11 protein-coding genes are annotated in these 17,379 nt (G+C 58.0%); 7 read left to right on the forward strand and 4 right to left on the reverse strand.

Annotation, left to right across the window (positions count from 1 at the left end; all coding sequences use genetic code 11):
* Positions 1–80 precede the first annotated feature (80 nt).
* The 3 genes from BE0216_RS07350 to BE0216_RS07360 form a co-directional block, all read right to left on the reverse strand.
* Complete coding sequence (locus BE0216_RS07350; RefSeq protein ID WP_158217158.1) at positions 81–1,448, reverse strand: sensor histidine kinase; 1,368 nt, start codon at positions 1,446–1,448, stop codon at positions 81–83.
* A complete protein-coding gene (locus BE0216_RS07355; RefSeq protein ID WP_226805729.1) occupies positions 1,441–2,163 on the reverse strand; it encodes a LytR/AlgR family response regulator transcription factor in 723 nt (240 codons plus the stop codon). Before BE0216_RS07355 ends, BE0216_RS07350 begins: the two co-directional genes overlap by 8 nt.
* A 207-nt stretch (positions 2,164–2,370) precedes the next feature.
* Positions 2,371–3,942, reverse strand: a complete 1,572-nt coding sequence (locus tag BE0216_RS07360; protein WP_169714224.1) for a threonine/serine exporter family protein — start codon at positions 3,940–3,942, stop codon at positions 2,371–2,373.
* A 436-nt stretch (positions 3,943–4,378) separates the two neighbouring features.
* On the opposite strand from BE0216_RS07360, the gene BE0216_RS07365 reads away from it, so the two are divergent.
* Positions 4,379–7,114, forward strand: coding sequence for a phosphoenolpyruvate carboxylase (locus tag BE0216_RS07365; protein ID WP_094635776.1), 2,736 nt, complete (start codon positions 4,379–4,381; stop codon positions 7,112–7,114).
* A gap of 433 nt (positions 7,115–7,547) precedes the next feature.
* On the opposite strand, the gene BE0216_RS07370 is transcribed toward BE0216_RS07365, so the two are convergent.
* A complete protein-coding gene (locus BE0216_RS07370; protein ID WP_094635775.1) occupies positions 7,548–8,159 on the reverse strand; it encodes a sugar O-acetyltransferase in 612 nt (203 codons plus the stop codon).
* Positions 8,160–8,532: 373 nt separating this feature from the next.
* On the opposite strand from BE0216_RS07370, the gene BE0216_RS07375 reads away from it, so the two are divergent.
* The 6 genes from BE0216_RS07375 (at position 8,533) to BE0216_RS07400 (ending at position 17,321) form a co-directional block, all read left to right on the forward strand.
* Positions 8,533–10,518, forward strand: coding sequence for a Sau3AI family type II restriction endonuclease (locus BE0216_RS07375; RefSeq protein WP_094635774.1), 1,986 nt, complete (start codon positions 8,533–8,535; stop codon positions 10,516–10,518).
* Positions 10,519–10,611: 93 nt separating this feature from the next.
* Positions 10,612–11,901, forward strand: coding sequence for a DNA (cytosine-5-)-methyltransferase (gene dcm, locus BE0216_RS07380; protein WP_094635773.1), 1,290 nt, complete (start codon positions 10,612–10,614; stop codon positions 11,899–11,901).
* A 261-nt stretch (positions 11,902–12,162) separates the two neighbouring features.
* Positions 12,163–13,956 carry an AIPR family protein gene (locus BE0216_RS07385; protein ID WP_193042846.1) on the forward strand — a complete coding sequence of 598 codons (1,794 nt, stop codon included), beginning with the start codon at positions 12,163–12,165 and terminating at the stop codon, positions 13,954–13,956.
* A 203-nt stretch (positions 13,957–14,159) separates the two neighbouring features.
* Positions 14,160–14,696 (forward strand): 3'-5' exonuclease, encoded by a 537-nt coding sequence (locus tag BE0216_RS07390; protein WP_094637532.1) that lies wholly within the window; start codon positions 14,160–14,162, stop codon positions 14,694–14,696.
* 172 nt (positions 14,697–14,868) lie between these two features.
* Positions 14,869–15,561 (forward strand): carbonic anhydrase, encoded by a 693-nt coding sequence (locus BE0216_RS07395; RefSeq protein ID WP_226805730.1) that lies wholly within the window; start codon positions 14,869–14,871, stop codon positions 15,559–15,561.
* 455 nt (positions 15,562–16,016) lie between these two features.
* Positions 16,017–17,321 carry a hemolysin family protein gene (locus BE0216_RS07400; protein WP_094637531.1) on the forward strand — a complete coding sequence of 435 codons (1,305 nt, stop codon included), beginning with the start codon at positions 16,017–16,019 and terminating at the stop codon, positions 17,319–17,321.
* The last annotated feature ends 58 nt before the right edge of the window (positions 17,322–17,379 follow it).

Genomic DNA, 17,379 nt, shown 5'->3' on the forward strand with positions numbered 1-17,379 from the left:
CGGATCGCCGACGACCGGCCGGCGACTCGCGGCCAACGGCTTACGGTGGCGATTAGCGGTCGTTGGCTGGCGGCCGGCGGCTAGCGGTTGTCGTCCTGCGGCTCGCGATCCTCATCCCGCCGCGGCTGACGCACCGGCAGCGGAAGCAGCACCTGCAGGGTGAAGGCCTTGCCGTCCGTGCGGATGCCCATCGTGCCGCCGTAGCGTTCCGCCGTGTAGCGGATGCCGCGCAGGCCGTACCCGTGGTATCCGGGCTCGGAGGTTTTCGAGGTGAGCGGCAGTCCGTCGACCAGCTCGATCGGCTCGTCGCAATAATTGCGCACCTGAATCAGCAGGAAGTCGTTTTCGGGACGCACGGAGACCTGGATCACCCGCTTGTCGGGATCGGACTGTTTCATCACGCTTTCGATCGCGTTGTCGATCGCGTTGCCGAACAGCGCGTACAGGTCGCTCTGTTCGATGAAGTCCAGCCGCGAGGCGTCCGCCATGCAGGTCATGGTGATGAGCTGCGCCTCGCAGTACAGGCTTTTCTCGGTGAGCACCACGTCGAGCACCGGATTGCCGGTTCTCACCACCGAATCGTAGACATCGACCGAATGCTCGATCTCGCCCAGCTGACGGTCGATGTCCGCATTGCCGTGCGTCGCGCGGAACGCCGCGACCTGGTATTTGAGGTCATGGCATTTGCGGTTGATCACGTCGATCGTCTCTTTGGACACCTGGTACTGGTGCCGCTGGTGCCGCCACAGCTCCTGCACCATATTGAGCTCGAGCTGCGCCTTCTGGCGGCGTTCGATGTCGTTCTGCAGGTACAGCACGATGCAGCACAGCGCCTCCACCAGCACGCGGAACGCCGGCACCATATTGGACGGTTCGGAACTGCCGATCAGCCAGAAGATCACCTGATAGTCGGCGGCCGTCATGAACACCACCACAAGCACCAGCGCGAACAGCGCCTTGCGGCGGCTCATCAGATACCGTCCCGACATCTGCAGCTGCGGTGCCAGCCACCGCCGGCAGCAGACGTACAGCACCGCCATCATCACCACCAACGCGCCCACCCGCACGCACCACAGCACCCAACCGTCGAAGCGCAGCGTCAGCAGGCTGGCGATCTCCGAAACAGGCGATGCCAACGACAGCGACCAAACCGCCACGTACGTTCCGGTCGTGACGCCCATGCGCATGACGGCGACGGTGAACGCCAGCAGCGCCGCCAGACACATCGGCGTCTCCACGGCGGTCCAGGCGGTTTCGACGTCCACGAAAACGATATCGACTATCGTGACGCCCACGGCCAGTACCACCGACCAAGCGATCCTCCGCGCCCGCAGCGGGCGTGAATCCGTCCGCGCCGACATCGGGGCCAGCGCGCATGCCACGACGAGGCCGCAGCACAGCGTGTACAGCACGGGGTTCGTCAGCGCCGCGTTGACGAGCTCACTCATGGTCGCCTCCTCCCACATACGCGGCCATCGCCGCGATGAATTCCTTGCCCTTCTGCCGGCTGACCGGCAGCCGCTCCCCGCCGACGATGGCGTCGCGGCCCTCCTCGATGCCGGTCACATGCGCCAGATTGACCAGATAGCTGACGCTGCAGCGCGCGAAATGGTGCGGTTGCAGCGTCTCCTCCAGGTTCTTCATCGATTCGCGGATGCGGATCACGCCGTCGACCGTGTGGATGAACATGTCGTGGCGTTTGCTCTCCACGTAGAGGATGTCGCTGACGCGCACCTTGTGCATGCCGTCCTTGGAGGTGAAGATCAGCGACTTGCCGCGGTTCTCGCGCCGCGCGATGTCGTCGATGGCGCTTTGCAGCTCCATGGCGAAGCCGTAGTAGTTGATGGGTTTGAGCACGTAGGAGCGCGCCCGCACCGTGTAGCCCTCGATCGCGTACTGGGCCATGCTGGTGATGAAGATGATGATGACGTCCCGGTCGACCAAGCGAATCTCGCGCGCCGCCGAAATGCCGTCCATTCCGGGCATTTCGATGTCCATCAGCACGATGTCGAACACCGGCTGGTAGTCGGCGGCGATCTTCGCGCCGTCATCGAACACCACATGGCTGATGCTTTCGCCACGTTCCTGCTCGAATTGGGCGAGATACCGCTCCACGACGGACACATACCCCGGATCGTCTTCAACGACGGCAATTCGAATCACTGCTTCGCTCTCCATGGTTCAGTCTTCTGGCAACACTGCTCAAGCCGGGCAGACTCACCCTTCCATTATGCCCAGCCCGTGGAAAAGCCGCGCCCCCTCGTCGAATTGGCGCGCGTACGCGTGCGACTCCAAGGCGCACCGAAGGAAGCGGTACAGTGGGTACCGCGACTGAGGAGCAACGCGGGAGGCGCTCCGTACGCGCGGCAATTAAATGTCGTAGCGCCAGGATTTGTCGGTGATGACGCGCGCCATCGCCAGGCCGATGGGCAGGCAGACGATCACCATGAAGGCGCGGAAGGCCCAGTCGAGGGCGAGTTGGGTGTCGAATTGGCCGAGGTGGAACATGGCCTGGTACATATACATGCCGGGCACCATGATGACGATGGAGGGCACGGTCAGGCAGATGCGCGGGTAGCCGAGATGCGGCGGAAGCCAGCCGCGGCGCACGGAGGATCGCCATGCGGAGGCGAGAAGGCCGGCCAATAGCGCGCCGAGGAAGGCGCCTCCTTCGGCGGGCATGCCCATATCGACGATTTCCAGCCGGAAGGTGTCGGTGATGGCGCCGATGAACGCGGCGACGAAGCACATGCGCTGCGGGGAGTTGAACAGTACAGAGAATCCCCACACGCCGACGAACGCGGCGACGAACCGCAGCAGGCAGTTCACCGCGGGGTCGAGGCCGAGCGGCTCGAATCCTTCCGGATTGAGGTGCACGATCAGAGCCACGGCCCAGCCGGCGAGCGTGGCCATCAGGATGATGCACAGCACATAGCAGATGCGCTGTATGCCAGAGGGGAAGTCGATTTTGGCCATGTCGAGTCCGCCGGTGATCAGCGGAAAGCCGGGGATGACGAACAGCATGGCGCCGATGTAGGCGGTGTCGTGTTCGAGCGCGACCGGGTCGACGAACCAGCCGATGGCGCGCAATACGCCGGTGCAGGCGAGCGCCGCCACGGCCACGCACACGAAGGTGACGAAGAATTGGTTGAGATGGTGGGCGAAGAGTCGGCGGCGCAGCCATTGGCCGAGTCCCGCGCCGATGAACGCGCCAACCATGTCGTAGATGCCGCCGCCGAGCAGGAACACGAAGGCCGCGCAGGCGAGCGCGGAGGCGAGTCCGGAGAACCAGGGCGCGTAGAGCGGCTTGCGTCGTTCGATGAGGTCGAGTCGTTCGTGCGCCTGCCTCACGGTGATGCCGTGGCTTGCGCTCGTTTCGTCATGCGGGGACGAGACGTAGTCGAAATGTTCGGCGTATTCGCCTTTGGGGGGCTTGTGTCCGTGTTTGGTGGATTCCGCGGCGGCGTCGGCGGCCTCTTTGGCGAGGCGCTCCGCTTGGGCCCGTTTGGCTTCGCGGTCCTTTTCCACGGCCCGCATGATGGATTGGCGCGCGTCGGGGGAGTCGAGGTGTTCGACGAGTTCTTCGGAGATGTCCGGCTTGGCGTGGTACATGGAGCCGGTGCCGAGGTTCACGTTGAACCAGTCGGCGAAATGCTCGAGCAGCCAGATGCGTTCGGTGTTGACGCCGGTGGTGGGCAGGTCCACGACTTCGGTGATGCGGTCGCGTCCGTCGGTGCAGGCGGCCTCGATGTCGGTGAGGTTCACGTCGGCGCGCACGTGCACGCCCAGCGGGTAGGCGATGCGGTGCATCATCTCGCGCACGCGGAAGCTGCCGGTGCCGGCGCTCAGGTCGAGCATGCCGACGCGCACGATCACGCTGGCTTTGGCTGCGATGCCGGCTTCGGTGACGGGTTTGTCCCAGTCGCGTTCGATATCCTCCATATCCAGGGGGATGGAGTGCGTGTGGAATTTGCGCACGGCGGAGGCGCCGGTCGCGCCCGGTTCCGCTTGATGCGCATGCTGATGTTCATGCCCGTTCGTCACACTTCTAGGTGTACCGCACGCCCTGCCCGACGGTCATGCCGAGCATTCGTTTCTCCCGTCATGCTGAGCGTAGTCGAAGCATCTCATCCCCATGCTATGCACGGTGGGATCCTTCGACTCCGCTACGCTCCGCTCAGGATGACGCGGAAGGAAGAAAAGTGCACATTGTGGACTTCGTAACCTAAATGGCGATTATGCGGGCCTACAATGTTCCGCACATAGCAACCACGCTGAATCGAAGGCTGTGGGCTCGCAACGGGCGGCCTCAACAACCGTGGAGGAGCCACGGACGACCGCCAGACCGAGCAACCGGAGGTTCGGCAAAGGAGAGTATATGTCACAATCACAAGAACAATCCGCGCTCACCGAGGCGTCGGCCGCGACGCCCCACGATGAGCAGCAGCTTCCCGAATCCCTCGGCAACGATATGGAGCTGTGCCTGAGCATCCTTCGCGAGGTGCTCGGCGAATACGATCCGCAGCTGCTCGCCACCTTCGATCAGGTGCGCGAATACGCCGTTGAGGCCAGCGCCGAACATTTCGGCGGCATGACCGATCCGCACCCGGATGAGGACGGCCTGGCCAAGGCGGTCGAGGTCATCGACAATATGAACCTGCACGACGCCCAGCTGTTGGCGCGCGCGTTCGCCACCTACTTCCATCTGGCCAACCTGAGCGAGGAGAACTACCGCGTCTCCGTGCTGCACCAGCGCGAGGCCGAGGTCAACGACAGCCAGGCGGTCGATCCGGTCAACGAGATGACCCTCGCCTACCATCAGCTGATCGGCGAGCTCGGCCCGGCGAAGGCCAAGGAGCTGCTGGACAATCTGGAGTTCCATCCGGTGTTCACCGCCCACCCCACCGAGGCGCGACGCAAGGCCGTGGAGGGCAAGATCCGCCGCATCGCCCAGCTGCTCGAGGTGCACAAGCTGCTCGGCGGCTCCGATAAGAAGGAGAACTACCGCCGCCTGTTCAACGAGATCGACGCGCTGTTCCGCACCTCGCCGATCGCGCTGAAGAAGCCGACGCCCGTCGAGGAGGCCGACACCATCCTCGACATCTTCGACAACACGCTGTTCCACACGATTCCGCAGGTCTACCGCCGTTTCGACGACTGGATGCTGGGCGACAAGGCCGGCCTCGTGCCGCCCGCATGCCCCGCGTTCTTCCGCCCCGGCAGCTGGATCGGCTCCGACCGCGACGGCAACCCGAACGTCACCGCCAAGGTGAGCCGCCAGGTGGCCCGCAAGTTCTCCGACCACGTGATCGGCGCGCTTGAGGAGGCCACGCGCACCGTCGGCAAGAACCTCACCATGGAGTCCGAGACCACGCCGGCCAGCCAGGAGCTCAAGAACCTGTGGAGCCGCCAGCGCGAGATGAGCGAACGCCTGACCTCGCGCGCGTCGGTGATCTCCACCAAGGAGACGCACCGCGCGGTGATGCTGGTGATGGCCGACCGCCTGCACTACACCATCGAACGCGACGCGGACCTCATGTACCACTCCTGCGACGAGTTCCTCTCCGATCTGCGCGTCGTGCAGCGTTCGCTGGCCGAGGCCAACGCGAAGCGCTCCGCCTACGGCCCGCTGCAGGACCTCATCTGGCAGGCTGAGACCTTCGGCTTCCACATGGTGGAGATGGAGTTCCGCCAGCATTCCGTGGTGCACGCCCGCGCGCTCGACGACATCCGCGAGCACGGCCTGCACGGCGAACGCGGCGAACTGCAGCCGATGACGCACGAGGTGCTCGACACCTTCCGCGCGCTGGGCGCGATCCAGAAGCGCAACGGCATGAAGGCCGCGCGCCGCTACATCATCTCGTTCACCAAAAGCGCGCAGAATGTGCGCGACGTGTACGAGCTCAACCGTCTCGCCTTCGCGAACCCGCAGGATGTGCCGACCCTTGACGTGATCCCGCTGTTCGAGCAGCTGGAGGATCTCGAGAACTCGGTGAATGTGCTTGAGGAAATGATCAAGATCCCCGAGGTGCAGAACCGACTGAAGGTCACCGGCGGCAAGATGGAGGTCATGCTCGGCTACTCCGACTCCTCGAAGGACGCCGGCCCCACCTCCGCCACGCTGGCCCTGCACTCCGCGCAGGAACGCATCGCCCGCTGGGCCGAATCGCACGACATCGACCTGACGCTGTTCCACGGACGCGGCGGTGCCGTCGGCCGCGGCGGCGGTCCGGCCAACCGCGCGGTGCTCGCGCAGCCGGTCGGCTCGGTCAAGTGCCGTTTCAAGCTCACCGAACAGGGCGAGGTCATCTTCGCGCGCTACGGCAACCCGGTGCTGGCCATACGCCACGTCGAGTCGGTCGCGGCGGCCACGCTGCTGCAGTCCGCGCCGAGCGTGGAGAAGACGAACACCGAGATGACCGAGAAGTACGCGGATATGGCCGCGGCGCTCGACGAGGTCTCGCATGAGCGCTATCTCGACCTGCTCAACACCGAGGATTTCGCGCCGTGGTTCTCCACGGTCACGCCGCTGACCGAAATCGGCCTGTTGCCGATCGGCTCGCGTCCGGCGAAGCGCGGTCTGGGAGCCAAGTCGCTGGACGATCTGCGCACGATCCCATGGATCTTCGCGTGGGCGCAGGCCCGCGTGAACCTGGCCGCCTGGTACGGCCTGGGTTCGGCGTGCGAGCAGTTCGGCGATCTGGAGACGCTGCGTCAGGCGTACAAGGAGTGGCCGCTGTTCTCGACGTTCATCGACAATATCGAGATGTCGATCGCCAAGACGGACGAGCGCATCGCCAAGATGTACCTCGCGCTGGGCGACCGCGACGATCTGCGCGACAAGGTGCTGCATGAGATGAAGCTCACCCGCCAGTGGGTGCTGAAGATCGTGGGCGACGAGTGGCCGCTGCAGCACCGCCATGTGCTGGGCCAGGCGATTCGCATCCGCTCGCCGTACGTCGACGCGCTGTCCGTCACGCAGGTGCTGGCCTTGAAGTCGCTGCGTAAGAAGGTGGACAAGGAGGAGCTGAGCCAGAGCCAGCAGGCCGGGTTCATCTATCTGATCCTGTGCACCGTTTCGGGTGTGGCCGCCGGCCTGCAGAATACGGGGTGACGTTTGCGTAGGTGAATCGCGCCTGCGCGCGATTCACCCGCTGGGAAGCCCAGTGGGCTTCCCAGCCGCAAACGTAGCGAGGGTGATGCGCTTAAGGGGAGCAAAGCTCCCGCGCATCACCCTCGCAGCACAGCATGGCCGCGCACATCGCGCGGCCATTCCATTTCCCGCCGCGCGCAGCGCGCCACCCGCCAAACCCTTGTCACGTCAAACACTCCCGCCAGATTCCCTCTTCGTCAACGCACGACCGCTCCCACCTCTCCCACCCGTGCGACCTTTCCGAACATTTTATGTTCACCATCACCACCCACAAAACGCTGAAATTCCAACGAAACCACCCACGAAATCGAACATCTTTCCTGTTCGGAATCCTCGCACGGACGCCAATCCCCAGCCCACCCGTGCGACAGCGCTCCTGTCCGTAACGTCCACCCTACGCACCATACCGCCGGTCACGCCAATAGAACTCATAATCCCGCTCGCCGATCGGGCGCACCACCTCGCAGGGACTCCCATACGCGACCACATTCGCGGGGATGTCCTTGGTGACCAGACTGTGCGCGCCGATCACACTGTTGTCGCCGATGGTCACGCCGGGCAGTACGGTCACTCCCGCGCCGATCCATACGTTGCGGCCGATGACGACGGGCTCGGAATACTGCCCCAGCTTTTCGCGCAGATCGGGGCGGATCGGATGGCCGGTGGTCACCAGCGTGACGTTGGGGCCTATCATCGTGTGGTCGCCGATGGTGATGTCGGCGTCGTCGACCAGCGTGAGGTTGAAGTTCGCGTAGCAGTAATTACCCCAATGCGTGCCGCAACCCCAGTTGGCGTGGACGGGCGGTTCGAGGTAGGTGTCGTCGCCGATTTCGGCGAACAAGGCTTTCATCAGCGCCTGACGGCGTTCGGGATCGTCCGGCCGCGAGTTGTTGAAATCGTACAGCAGCTGCAGCTGCTCGCGCTGCGCCTCGGCCATGCCGGGGTAATCGCAGGAATACACGCCCGGCGTGCGCATAATGTCCAGGATCTCTTGCGGGACGGTCATCGTCGAAACTCCTTTGCGGGTCGGGGTCGCACGGGCACCGTTGCGCAACTCATCCGTGCGACCTTTTCAAACATCTCATGTTCACTATAACCATCCCACAAACGTTGGAATTTCAACGAAACACCACGAAAATCAAACATGGCCCATGTTCGGAAAAGTCGCACGCCCCACTCTCAGCCACCACCCCGTGCGCAGGCCTCATTGTGACAAATCGATCGCCAATCGGGCTCTATAACGTGACAAGCCACCTTCCAAAACGAATCTGTAATGTGACAATTCACCCCCGAAACCAGCTCTATTTGTTACATGGTCCTCTCTAAACGTTGGCATTTCAGCGATACTATTGCATCTAGCACACGTAAGGAGTCAGGTAATGATACGAATCGTTAAAGCCATCTGCATGGGGGAGGACGGGACCTTTCTCTGTCTCAACCCAAAGCGCAATGGACAAATATGCGCCTTCCCCGGAACAGAACGGCGTGACGACGAAAGCGATTACGACGCGCTTGAACGACTGCTGACGGGGTTCTTCGATAAAGAGTTAGCGGTCGGCTCAAAACTCTGCCGCACTGAATGCCGACACGACGGGCAGAAATACGTCATCGACTCATTCCTGTGTTACCCGGACAAACACGGTGAAACATTGCAGGACGGACGAGCCCTGGCATGGCTCAACACCAGCGAAATGGCCCAATACCAAGGGGATCCACACGATCAGAAAGCCATAGACAAAGTCACGTTTCCAACGTTCGGGAAAAGCATCTACAAGACCAAGAAAGCCGTGCATAACCATGCGCTCGATGCCGTGGGTATGAGGCTCGGCGAAATCGATGCGGACAACACAAAGAACCCCAACAACAAAGGCTATCCCGGAAACGTCGTCGAACAGGTTTGGTTCGAGCATCCTGCAGACAATATCTCCGCCCCCGATTTCCCGGAGGCCGGCGTCGAGCTCAAAGTGACGCCCATCGATTACAAACAGGCCGAAGACCACATGGAGTACAAGGCCGGGGAACGTCTTGTGCTCAACATCATCAACTACCGAGACGAACATAATGTCTCGTTTGAGGAAAGCTCTTTCTGGAACAAAAACCGCTTTCTCGAAGTCATTCACTACCTGCGAAGGAATATTACTCAGAAAGGCCTTGAGGAAGACCGTCGCAAATATCAGATCAAATACGCTAATCTCTTCGCCCTCGACGATCTCGACGAACCAGACTTCCCTGAGGAAGGGCTTGTTCAGTTTTCCGATACGCATATGGCGCGCATTCGGCAGGATTGGAATACAATCCATACTCTCATCGCGGAAAACAGAGCACATGAACTGACTGAGTCACTAACCACGACCCTCGGAACATGCACTAAAGGCACTTCCGACTATCGTTACACAACGCAGGCCAATGGCGCTCACGCAAAAAGCCGCGCCTTTTGCTTCAAGCAAGGCTTCATGACAACGATTCTTCAGGAGTACATACTCAAAAAGGAGCAATCGCAAAGTCTGATTCGCGACGCGGGGATGCTGAGCAATCGCTCTGTCGAAGATATCATTCTTGACTATTTTCGCCCGTACGAACATCAGACCATGCAACGGATTGCCGAACATTTTGACCTCGTTTGGCAATCCAATAAAGCGCCGAAGAATCTTGCGTACATGCTGGTTCGACGCATGCTTAACCTCAATGGAGCAGATATCGGATCTGGCAGTGACGACGACTACACCAACCTGAACGCGGAAGAACTCGGCAACGGGCAGGTGCGCGTCAAGACCATTACATTGTTCCACGGCAAACCTCAGGAAAATTTCAAAGTACAAGCAATCCCTTCCTTCAAGGAATTGGCAGCTGAAGACTGGGAGGATTCGAGATTATATGAGCACCTTGAGTCGCAGCGATTCTTATTGCTCGTGTTTGATAACGAAAACGCCGATAAGGACGACAAAAACCCGATGGGGATGCGGTTTTTAGGAGCAAAGTTCTGGAGCGTTCCCGCCGCCGATTTAGATGGTGACATCAAATCCGTATGGGAAGAGGATGTCAATAAAATCCGTAACGGCGTCGAATTGGAATACCGCGGCAAACGTGTTCACAACAATTTTGTCAAAGCATCCAGCGGAAGAATTCTTCATCTTCGTCCTGATGCCGGCAAATCACAATATTGCGCGCCTTACCGAACAACCGAAATGAAAGACGGCAAAACAAAACATGTGACCATGAATAACGCCAGGCAGCTCCCCGTACCGGCAAAATGGACGAATCGACCCTTAGATAAACTTCATCTATATGCTGATGACTATATGACAAAGCAAGCTTGGTGGCTCAACATGGACTATATGTTCCAGCAGATTCAAGAATTGCTGTAATCTCAGCCGACTCGCGCATGTTGATCTTTGGGCGAGAAACGCATATAATTTGACAGTTGAAGTAGAACGTATGTTCGGATCGAAAGGATTGCCATGTCCAAGACGATAAAGGTCGCTGAGCTATTCGCCGGCGTCGGAGGTTTTCGTCTTGGCCTAGACGGCTACGGCAAACCGGGAGAAGAGTTCTACAAAGAACCTGCGGGTCCTTTTATGACGGTATGGGCCAATCAATGGGAGCCTATGGGGCAGGAAAGCAAGCAGTTCGCTTGGCGTTGCTACGAGAAACGATTCGGCGAGGGATCTTGCGTCAACGAGGATATCGCCAAGGCTCTAGACAAAGTCGACGCCGGCGAAATGACCATTCCAGACTTCGACATGCTGGTCGGAGGCTTCCCCTGCCAAGATTACAGCGTGGCGAAGCCTCTGGCTCTATCCGCTGGCATTGAAGGACACAAAGGCGTGCTCTGGTGGAGCATCAACCGTTTATTGGAGATGCGCCAACCCAAATATGTGTTGCTGGAAAACGTCGACCGACTGTTGAAATCTCCGGCAAGCCAGCGCGGCCGTGATTTCGCCATCATCCTATGCTGTCTGAATCGACTGGGATACAACGTGGAGTGGCATGTGGTGAATGCAGCCGATTACGGCATGCCCCAACGCCGCCGCCGTGTATACATCTACGCCGAATACAACAGCGATTGGGGAGAGCTCGACTCCCGCTTGTTTGAGAACGGGGTATTGGCGAGAGCATTCCCCATTCAAATCTCTGAACGGAATCGCGCGCACCGATACTTTGAAATTGGCGCTGATCCTTATGAAATCACTCAGACGTTTGGCAAAGGCGATAAAGTCAGCGTCTTCGCCAACGCTGGCGTAATGATCAACGGCGAAATCCTCACAGCCCGGGTGGATTCAGTGTATAGCGGCCCCCAACGAACCTTAGGAGAGGTGCTTGTTCCCTCTTCTGAAGTACCGCCGCAGTATTGGATTGACGACACCAAGATGGAATCATGGCGTTATCTTAAAGGCGGCAAGAAAGAACTACGCACCGCATCCAACGGATTCCAGTACACCTATTCAGAAGGCCCAGTCGCGTTCCCCGACAATCCCGAACTCCCAAGCCGCACTATCCTGACCGGCGAAGGCGGAGCCGGAGCCAGCCGCACCAAACATGTCGTCGAACAAGATGGCCGCCTGCGTCGTCTCGTCCCCGACGAGCTCGATCAACTGCAGATGTTCCCCAAAGGCTGGACTGCAGACGGCATGACCGATGGCCACCGGGCCTTCTGCATGGGCAATGCGCTGGTTACCGATATCCCCCATCGCATCGGCAAAGTCATTGCCGCCGACGACCTCGGCATAAGGGACTGCCCCAAACAATAAGGTCTATTCACGCATCATCAACCTTACGTCACAGATATTGACACACGATTGGCAACTCAGAACAGATACGCAATATCTGGCAGAACCGCTGACCTGTCTCTTCACGCGAGAAGAGAGTCCAACTTACAGATAAGAATAGTCTCTCAGACAAAGTGAAGTTTATAATTATTCTTGAGTGTCTTCTCGCAGATGAGACAAGCAAGCGGTCTATAGTGCCTCGGCGAAAAGAACACAAACCCACAACTTCACAAAAGGTACTTTATGAAAAGCAAATACGAAATCCTTTTAAGCGTCCTTGATGACTTGTGCGATCAAGCTCCGTCAGAGAATAAAAAATACCATCCATGCAAACCGGAAGAATACCCAAAGGCACGAAGCCTTGCCTACATACATTTACTGCTTAAGGCTCGTTTCGGCATCCAAACATTTGAGGACCGAGAAAAGTGCATCACAGACGGAACGCAGGACGGAGGCATTGACGCTTACTACATTAGTCATGAAGAACGTGTAATTTATCTGATTCAATCAAAATTTCGCAATACAGAAAAGAATTTCGATGGAGGAAAGGACATCTCTTACGAAGACCTTGCATCCATGAGCATTCGCGAAATCATTGCCCCAAAGTCCGATGGGCCCAAATTTAATGGGAAAATTCAGAAAATGCAGTCGGCTCTTTCATTAATCAAAAATCCACAACTATATGAATACAAGGTAATCATATTGGCGAATTTGAAAGAATCTCATTCCAACAAGAGCAAAGAAGTCATCGGACGACTACTACAAAACTTCGACTATGAAATAATCGATTACAAAAAAACATATGACGAACTTTTGCTTCCTTCAATCATGGGAACTTGCTCAAGACCCAGCGAAATACAAGTCCCATTATCCCTAGAAGACAAAGACCATCGACCTCAAGCAACAAATAGAATTAAAACTTCTGCCGGAAATTGCCGAATGTCGATTTTGTTTGTTTCCACACTTGAAATCGCAAAAATGATGCATCAATACAAAAATGCATTATTAAAATACAACCCGCGCTCTTTCTTAGGGTTACGTAACAAATCAATTAATACTGCAATTAAACAAACTATTATTAACAGTAGCACGAACGAGTTCGCTCTTTACAACAACGGTATCACAATCGTGACATCACAATCTGACTTCCATGAGAATTATGGTGTCGTCGATCAGGCGACATTGACTTTAGTCAATCCTCAAATCATCAATGGCGGTCAGACCGCTGCAACATTAGCTGAAATCTATAACAGCGAAGAAAAGAGCAAGCTCGAAGATAAAGAAGTGCTCGTACGCATCATCACGTTTGATGGACATAACGATAATTATGACAGGGTCATTCGGGAGCTGTCTAAGGCAACCAACGGACAAACGCCTGTTAAAGAAGAAGATCGACATGCTAACGATCCGCTTCAAGAATTCTTCAAACGCCAGATTTTCGCCGATTATGGATTACTCTATGAACACAAAATTGGCGAATTTCACGAAGGATTGAAGCATAAGTTTGTGGACAACAGCCAGAAAATTAATCGGACAGATTTTCTGAAATTATCAATTGCGATAAACGGTGATGTGGCCTCAACAAGATCCACTGCTAATAGCAAATTATTTTCCCAGAGATTCTTCGAAAATGAACAAAATGCGTCTGAAGAAACATTAAGACAAAACTGCCGACGATACATGTTTGGATATTTTGTCTTACAAAGAATGAAAAATCTTTCAAAAAAGAATAAAAATGAAGAGACTTATGGGAACGCTGTGCGCTACGGTAAATACGCAGTCGTCAAGGTCTGCGACCAATTTTATCCTTTCAACCTACCTCCAGAGAATACCGCAGAAAAAGCGGAAGCAGTTTGCGACATGGTGCTAAGTCATTGGTCTGAATTTGAAGATAGTGTGCTTACAAAGCACACAAAAACGGAAAATGAACGTATACGATTTGATTTCGATAATTATTACAAAAACCAAATGTTAAACGAAGATTTAGAAACTATCGATATATCATGGCAAGCTGATAATGAACTAGCCGAACAATAGTTCTATTTCAGCCTCATAAACCAAAGCAAGTATACATGCGATATGTGAGCCTAAATCAACGGGTTGCACACGTCTGGCAGAGTACTAAATGCATCTGCATCTGAATCGCACCAAGTGGTGTCTGGATTCCGAAAATTCCGGATTCAGACACCACTAAATATATAATTCGCATGATACAACAATAGACGAAAGAGCGGAGCGATATGGGCAGATATTTGGATTGCTGGCTGGACGAGTACGTGGTGCTGGATCTGGAGACGACCGGATTCTCGGCTGCACGCGATGCGATCATCGATATCGGCGCGGCGCGCATCGTCGAAGGCCGGGTGGTTGAGGAATTCTCCCAGCTCATCAACCCCGACCGTCCCGTCTCGCGACGCATCACGCAGCTGACCGGCATCACCAACGAGATGCTCGACGGCCAGCCGTCCATCGAAACCGTGCTGCCCGAGTTCCTCGACCGCCTCGGCTCCAACGTGCTGCTCGGCCACAACATCAGCTTCGACCTTGGCTTTCTGAACCATAACGCGCAACTGGTGGTGGGCCATCCTCTGCCCAACGACTATATGGACACCATGCGCCTGAGCCGTAAACTGTTCCCGCAGGAGCGCACGCATAAGCTGGAGGCGCTGATCCGGCGTTTCGACATCGCCGACGTGGAGGAACACCGTGGTCTTTCCGACGCGATTCAGACCGCGCAGTGCTATGAATATATGAAGCGGTTCGCACGCGGCTGCTGACGCGACGTCGACGTGCGACCTTTTCGAACATGACCATGTTCGCTTCACAGCGCCAAAAACGTTGAAAACTCAAGAAAGTCGAGCACTAACCGAACATCATCCATGTTCGGAAAAGTCGCACGGGCATCGCTCTCAAACCCGCCCGTGCGCGAACGCACCACAGGAGGACGCCATGGAAGACAAGGAATCGACCGCCAGCGCAACTTGGAGCCGCATGCTGCAGGGCAACCGCCGTTTCGCGGAGGGCAATCCGGAGCACCCATGGCAGGATCGCGTCACGCGCGACAGCCTCATCCATGGCCAGCATCCCGACGCGGCCGTCATCGCCTGCGCCGACTCGCGCGTGCCTCCGGAGATCATCTTCGACCAAGGCCTCGGCGACCTGTTCACCGTGCGCACCGCAGGCGAGGTGCTGGACGATGCGGTGATCGCCTCGCTGGAGTTCGCCATAGAGCAGCTGCATGTGAGCCTGCTGGTGGTGCTCGGGCATGAGGGTTGCGGCGCGGTGAAGGCCGCCATCGACGGCGTCGACGCGATGGCCCGCGAATTCGACGATTGCGACTGCTTCCACGCCGCCGATGCCGCCGCACACGCCGACCCGGAGTCCCATATCCTCCATTTGGAAGCCATGCTCGCCGCCCAGGATTCGCCCATTATCCGCGAGGTGGGCCAGTCGGTGTTCGAGGCGCAGCAGGCCGACCTGGAAACGGCGGAGGATTTCGAGCGCGCTCATGTGGCCCGCACCATCGAACTGCTGGTCGAGCGTTCCGAAGTGATCCAGCGCGCCTTGGGCGAAGGGCGGCTGATGATCGCCGGCGCACGCTACCTGCTCACCACCGGCAAGGTCGAAGTGCTGAGCTTCTGATCCGATCCGGCAAACGCATGAATCATCGAGTTGGCACTTGGCCCCTCGAGTTGGCACCCGGCTTCATAAGTTCGTTGCGCGGATTGGCGAAATGACGCCAAGCGCTGGGCATTCCCGACAAGGCTGGGTGCCAACTCGAGGGGCCAAGTGCCAACTCATTGTCGCTAGACTGCCTCAACCCACCACCCACCGCCTTATCGCGTCCAAATAACTGGAAGAACCCGCAGAAATTGCAAATCCGTCCAATAAACTGGACGAATTCACATTTTCAGCGATTCCGTCCAACAAACTGGACGGATTCGCAATTCCCACAATCCCGTCCAATTCACTGGACGCATATGGCCTCTATGACCTCTCGAAAACTGCCCTATACCTAGCCCTCCGTGTGATTGCGTTACATTAACTTGTTTTGAGGCCCGCAGCGCAATGACGTGCCCACGCCCTAGTGTGGAGACATGTCACTTGGATTGAACATCGTACTGATATTCGTTTTCCTCCTGATTGGCGCCGTGTTCGCCGGTACTGAGCTGGCGCTGGTCTCCCTGCGAGGCTCGCAGATCGAGCAGATGGAGCAAGAGGACGCCCGCGGCGCGCGCGTGGCGAAAATCGCCCGCGATCCGAACACCTTCCTGTCCACCGTGCAGATCGGCGTGACGCTGTCCGGCTTCCTGTCCGCCTCGTTCGGCGCCTCGTCGATCGCGCCGTTCATCGTGCCGGTCCTCACCGGCTGGGGCGTGCCGAGCGCGGTCGCGAGCCCCTTGGTCACCGTGGTGCTCACGCTGGTGATCTCGTACTGCTCCATCGTCATCTCCGAGATGGTGCCCAAGCGCATCGCCATGCAGAAGGCTGAGTCGATCTCCCGCGCCGTGGTGCCGGCGATCGACGCGTTCGCCACCGTATGCAAGCCCATCATCTGGCTGATCGGCAAGAACACCAACGGCATCGTGCGCCTGCTGGGCTTCGACCCGAACGAAACCGAATCCGAAGTCTCCGACGAGGAGCTGCGCGTGCTTGTCAACTCGAACAGCTCGCTGAGCAAAGACGAACGCACGATCCTCGACGACGTGTTCGACGCGTCCGAAACCATCGTGGCCGAGGTGATGCGCCCGCGCGCCGACGTGGTGTTCATTGAGGCCGACCAGCCGATCGAGCAGGCCGCCGCGTTCGTGCGAGACCAGCCGTATTCGCGCTATCCGGTCACCGGTAAGGATTTCGATGATGTGGTCGGCTTCGTGCACGTGCGCGACCTGCTCGATGTGCGCGACCCGAACGCCGCGCTGGTGCGCGACGTGACCCGCGAAGGCATCTCCCTGCCCGGCACATCCCGCCTGCTGCCCAGCCTGGAGCTGCTGCGCAAGCGCGGCATCCATCTGGCCGTCGTCATCGACGAATACGGCGGCACCGACGGCATCGTCACGCTGGAGGATATGACCGAGGAGCTGGTGGGCGATATCCGCGACGAATACGACCTGCCCGACGAGAAGGGTGGCGAGCGCCGCAGCAGCAAGGCCTTCGTCGACGGCGTGGCCACCATCGAGGGCGGCACCACGTTGGAGGATTTCGAGGACCTCACCGGCATCGAGCTGGAGGACGGACCGTACGAGACGGTGGCGGGCTATATGCTCGCGCACACCGGCAAGATGGGCGAGGAGGGCGATGTGCTGCACTCCGACGACGGCTACGACATGGTGGTGACCAAGGTGGACGGCCGCCGCATCGAAACCATCGAGGTGCGCAAGCGCGACGAACACGGCGAGTGACTTTTCTCTCATTTCGCCTCCGGTCCACACATCGGCGGTCCAATGGCCGTAGAATCGG

The sequence above is a fragment of the Bifidobacterium eulemuris genome (genome assembly GCF_014898155.1).
GTDB lineage: Bacteria > Actinomycetota > Actinomycetes > Actinomycetales > Bifidobacteriaceae > Bifidobacterium > Bifidobacterium eulemuris.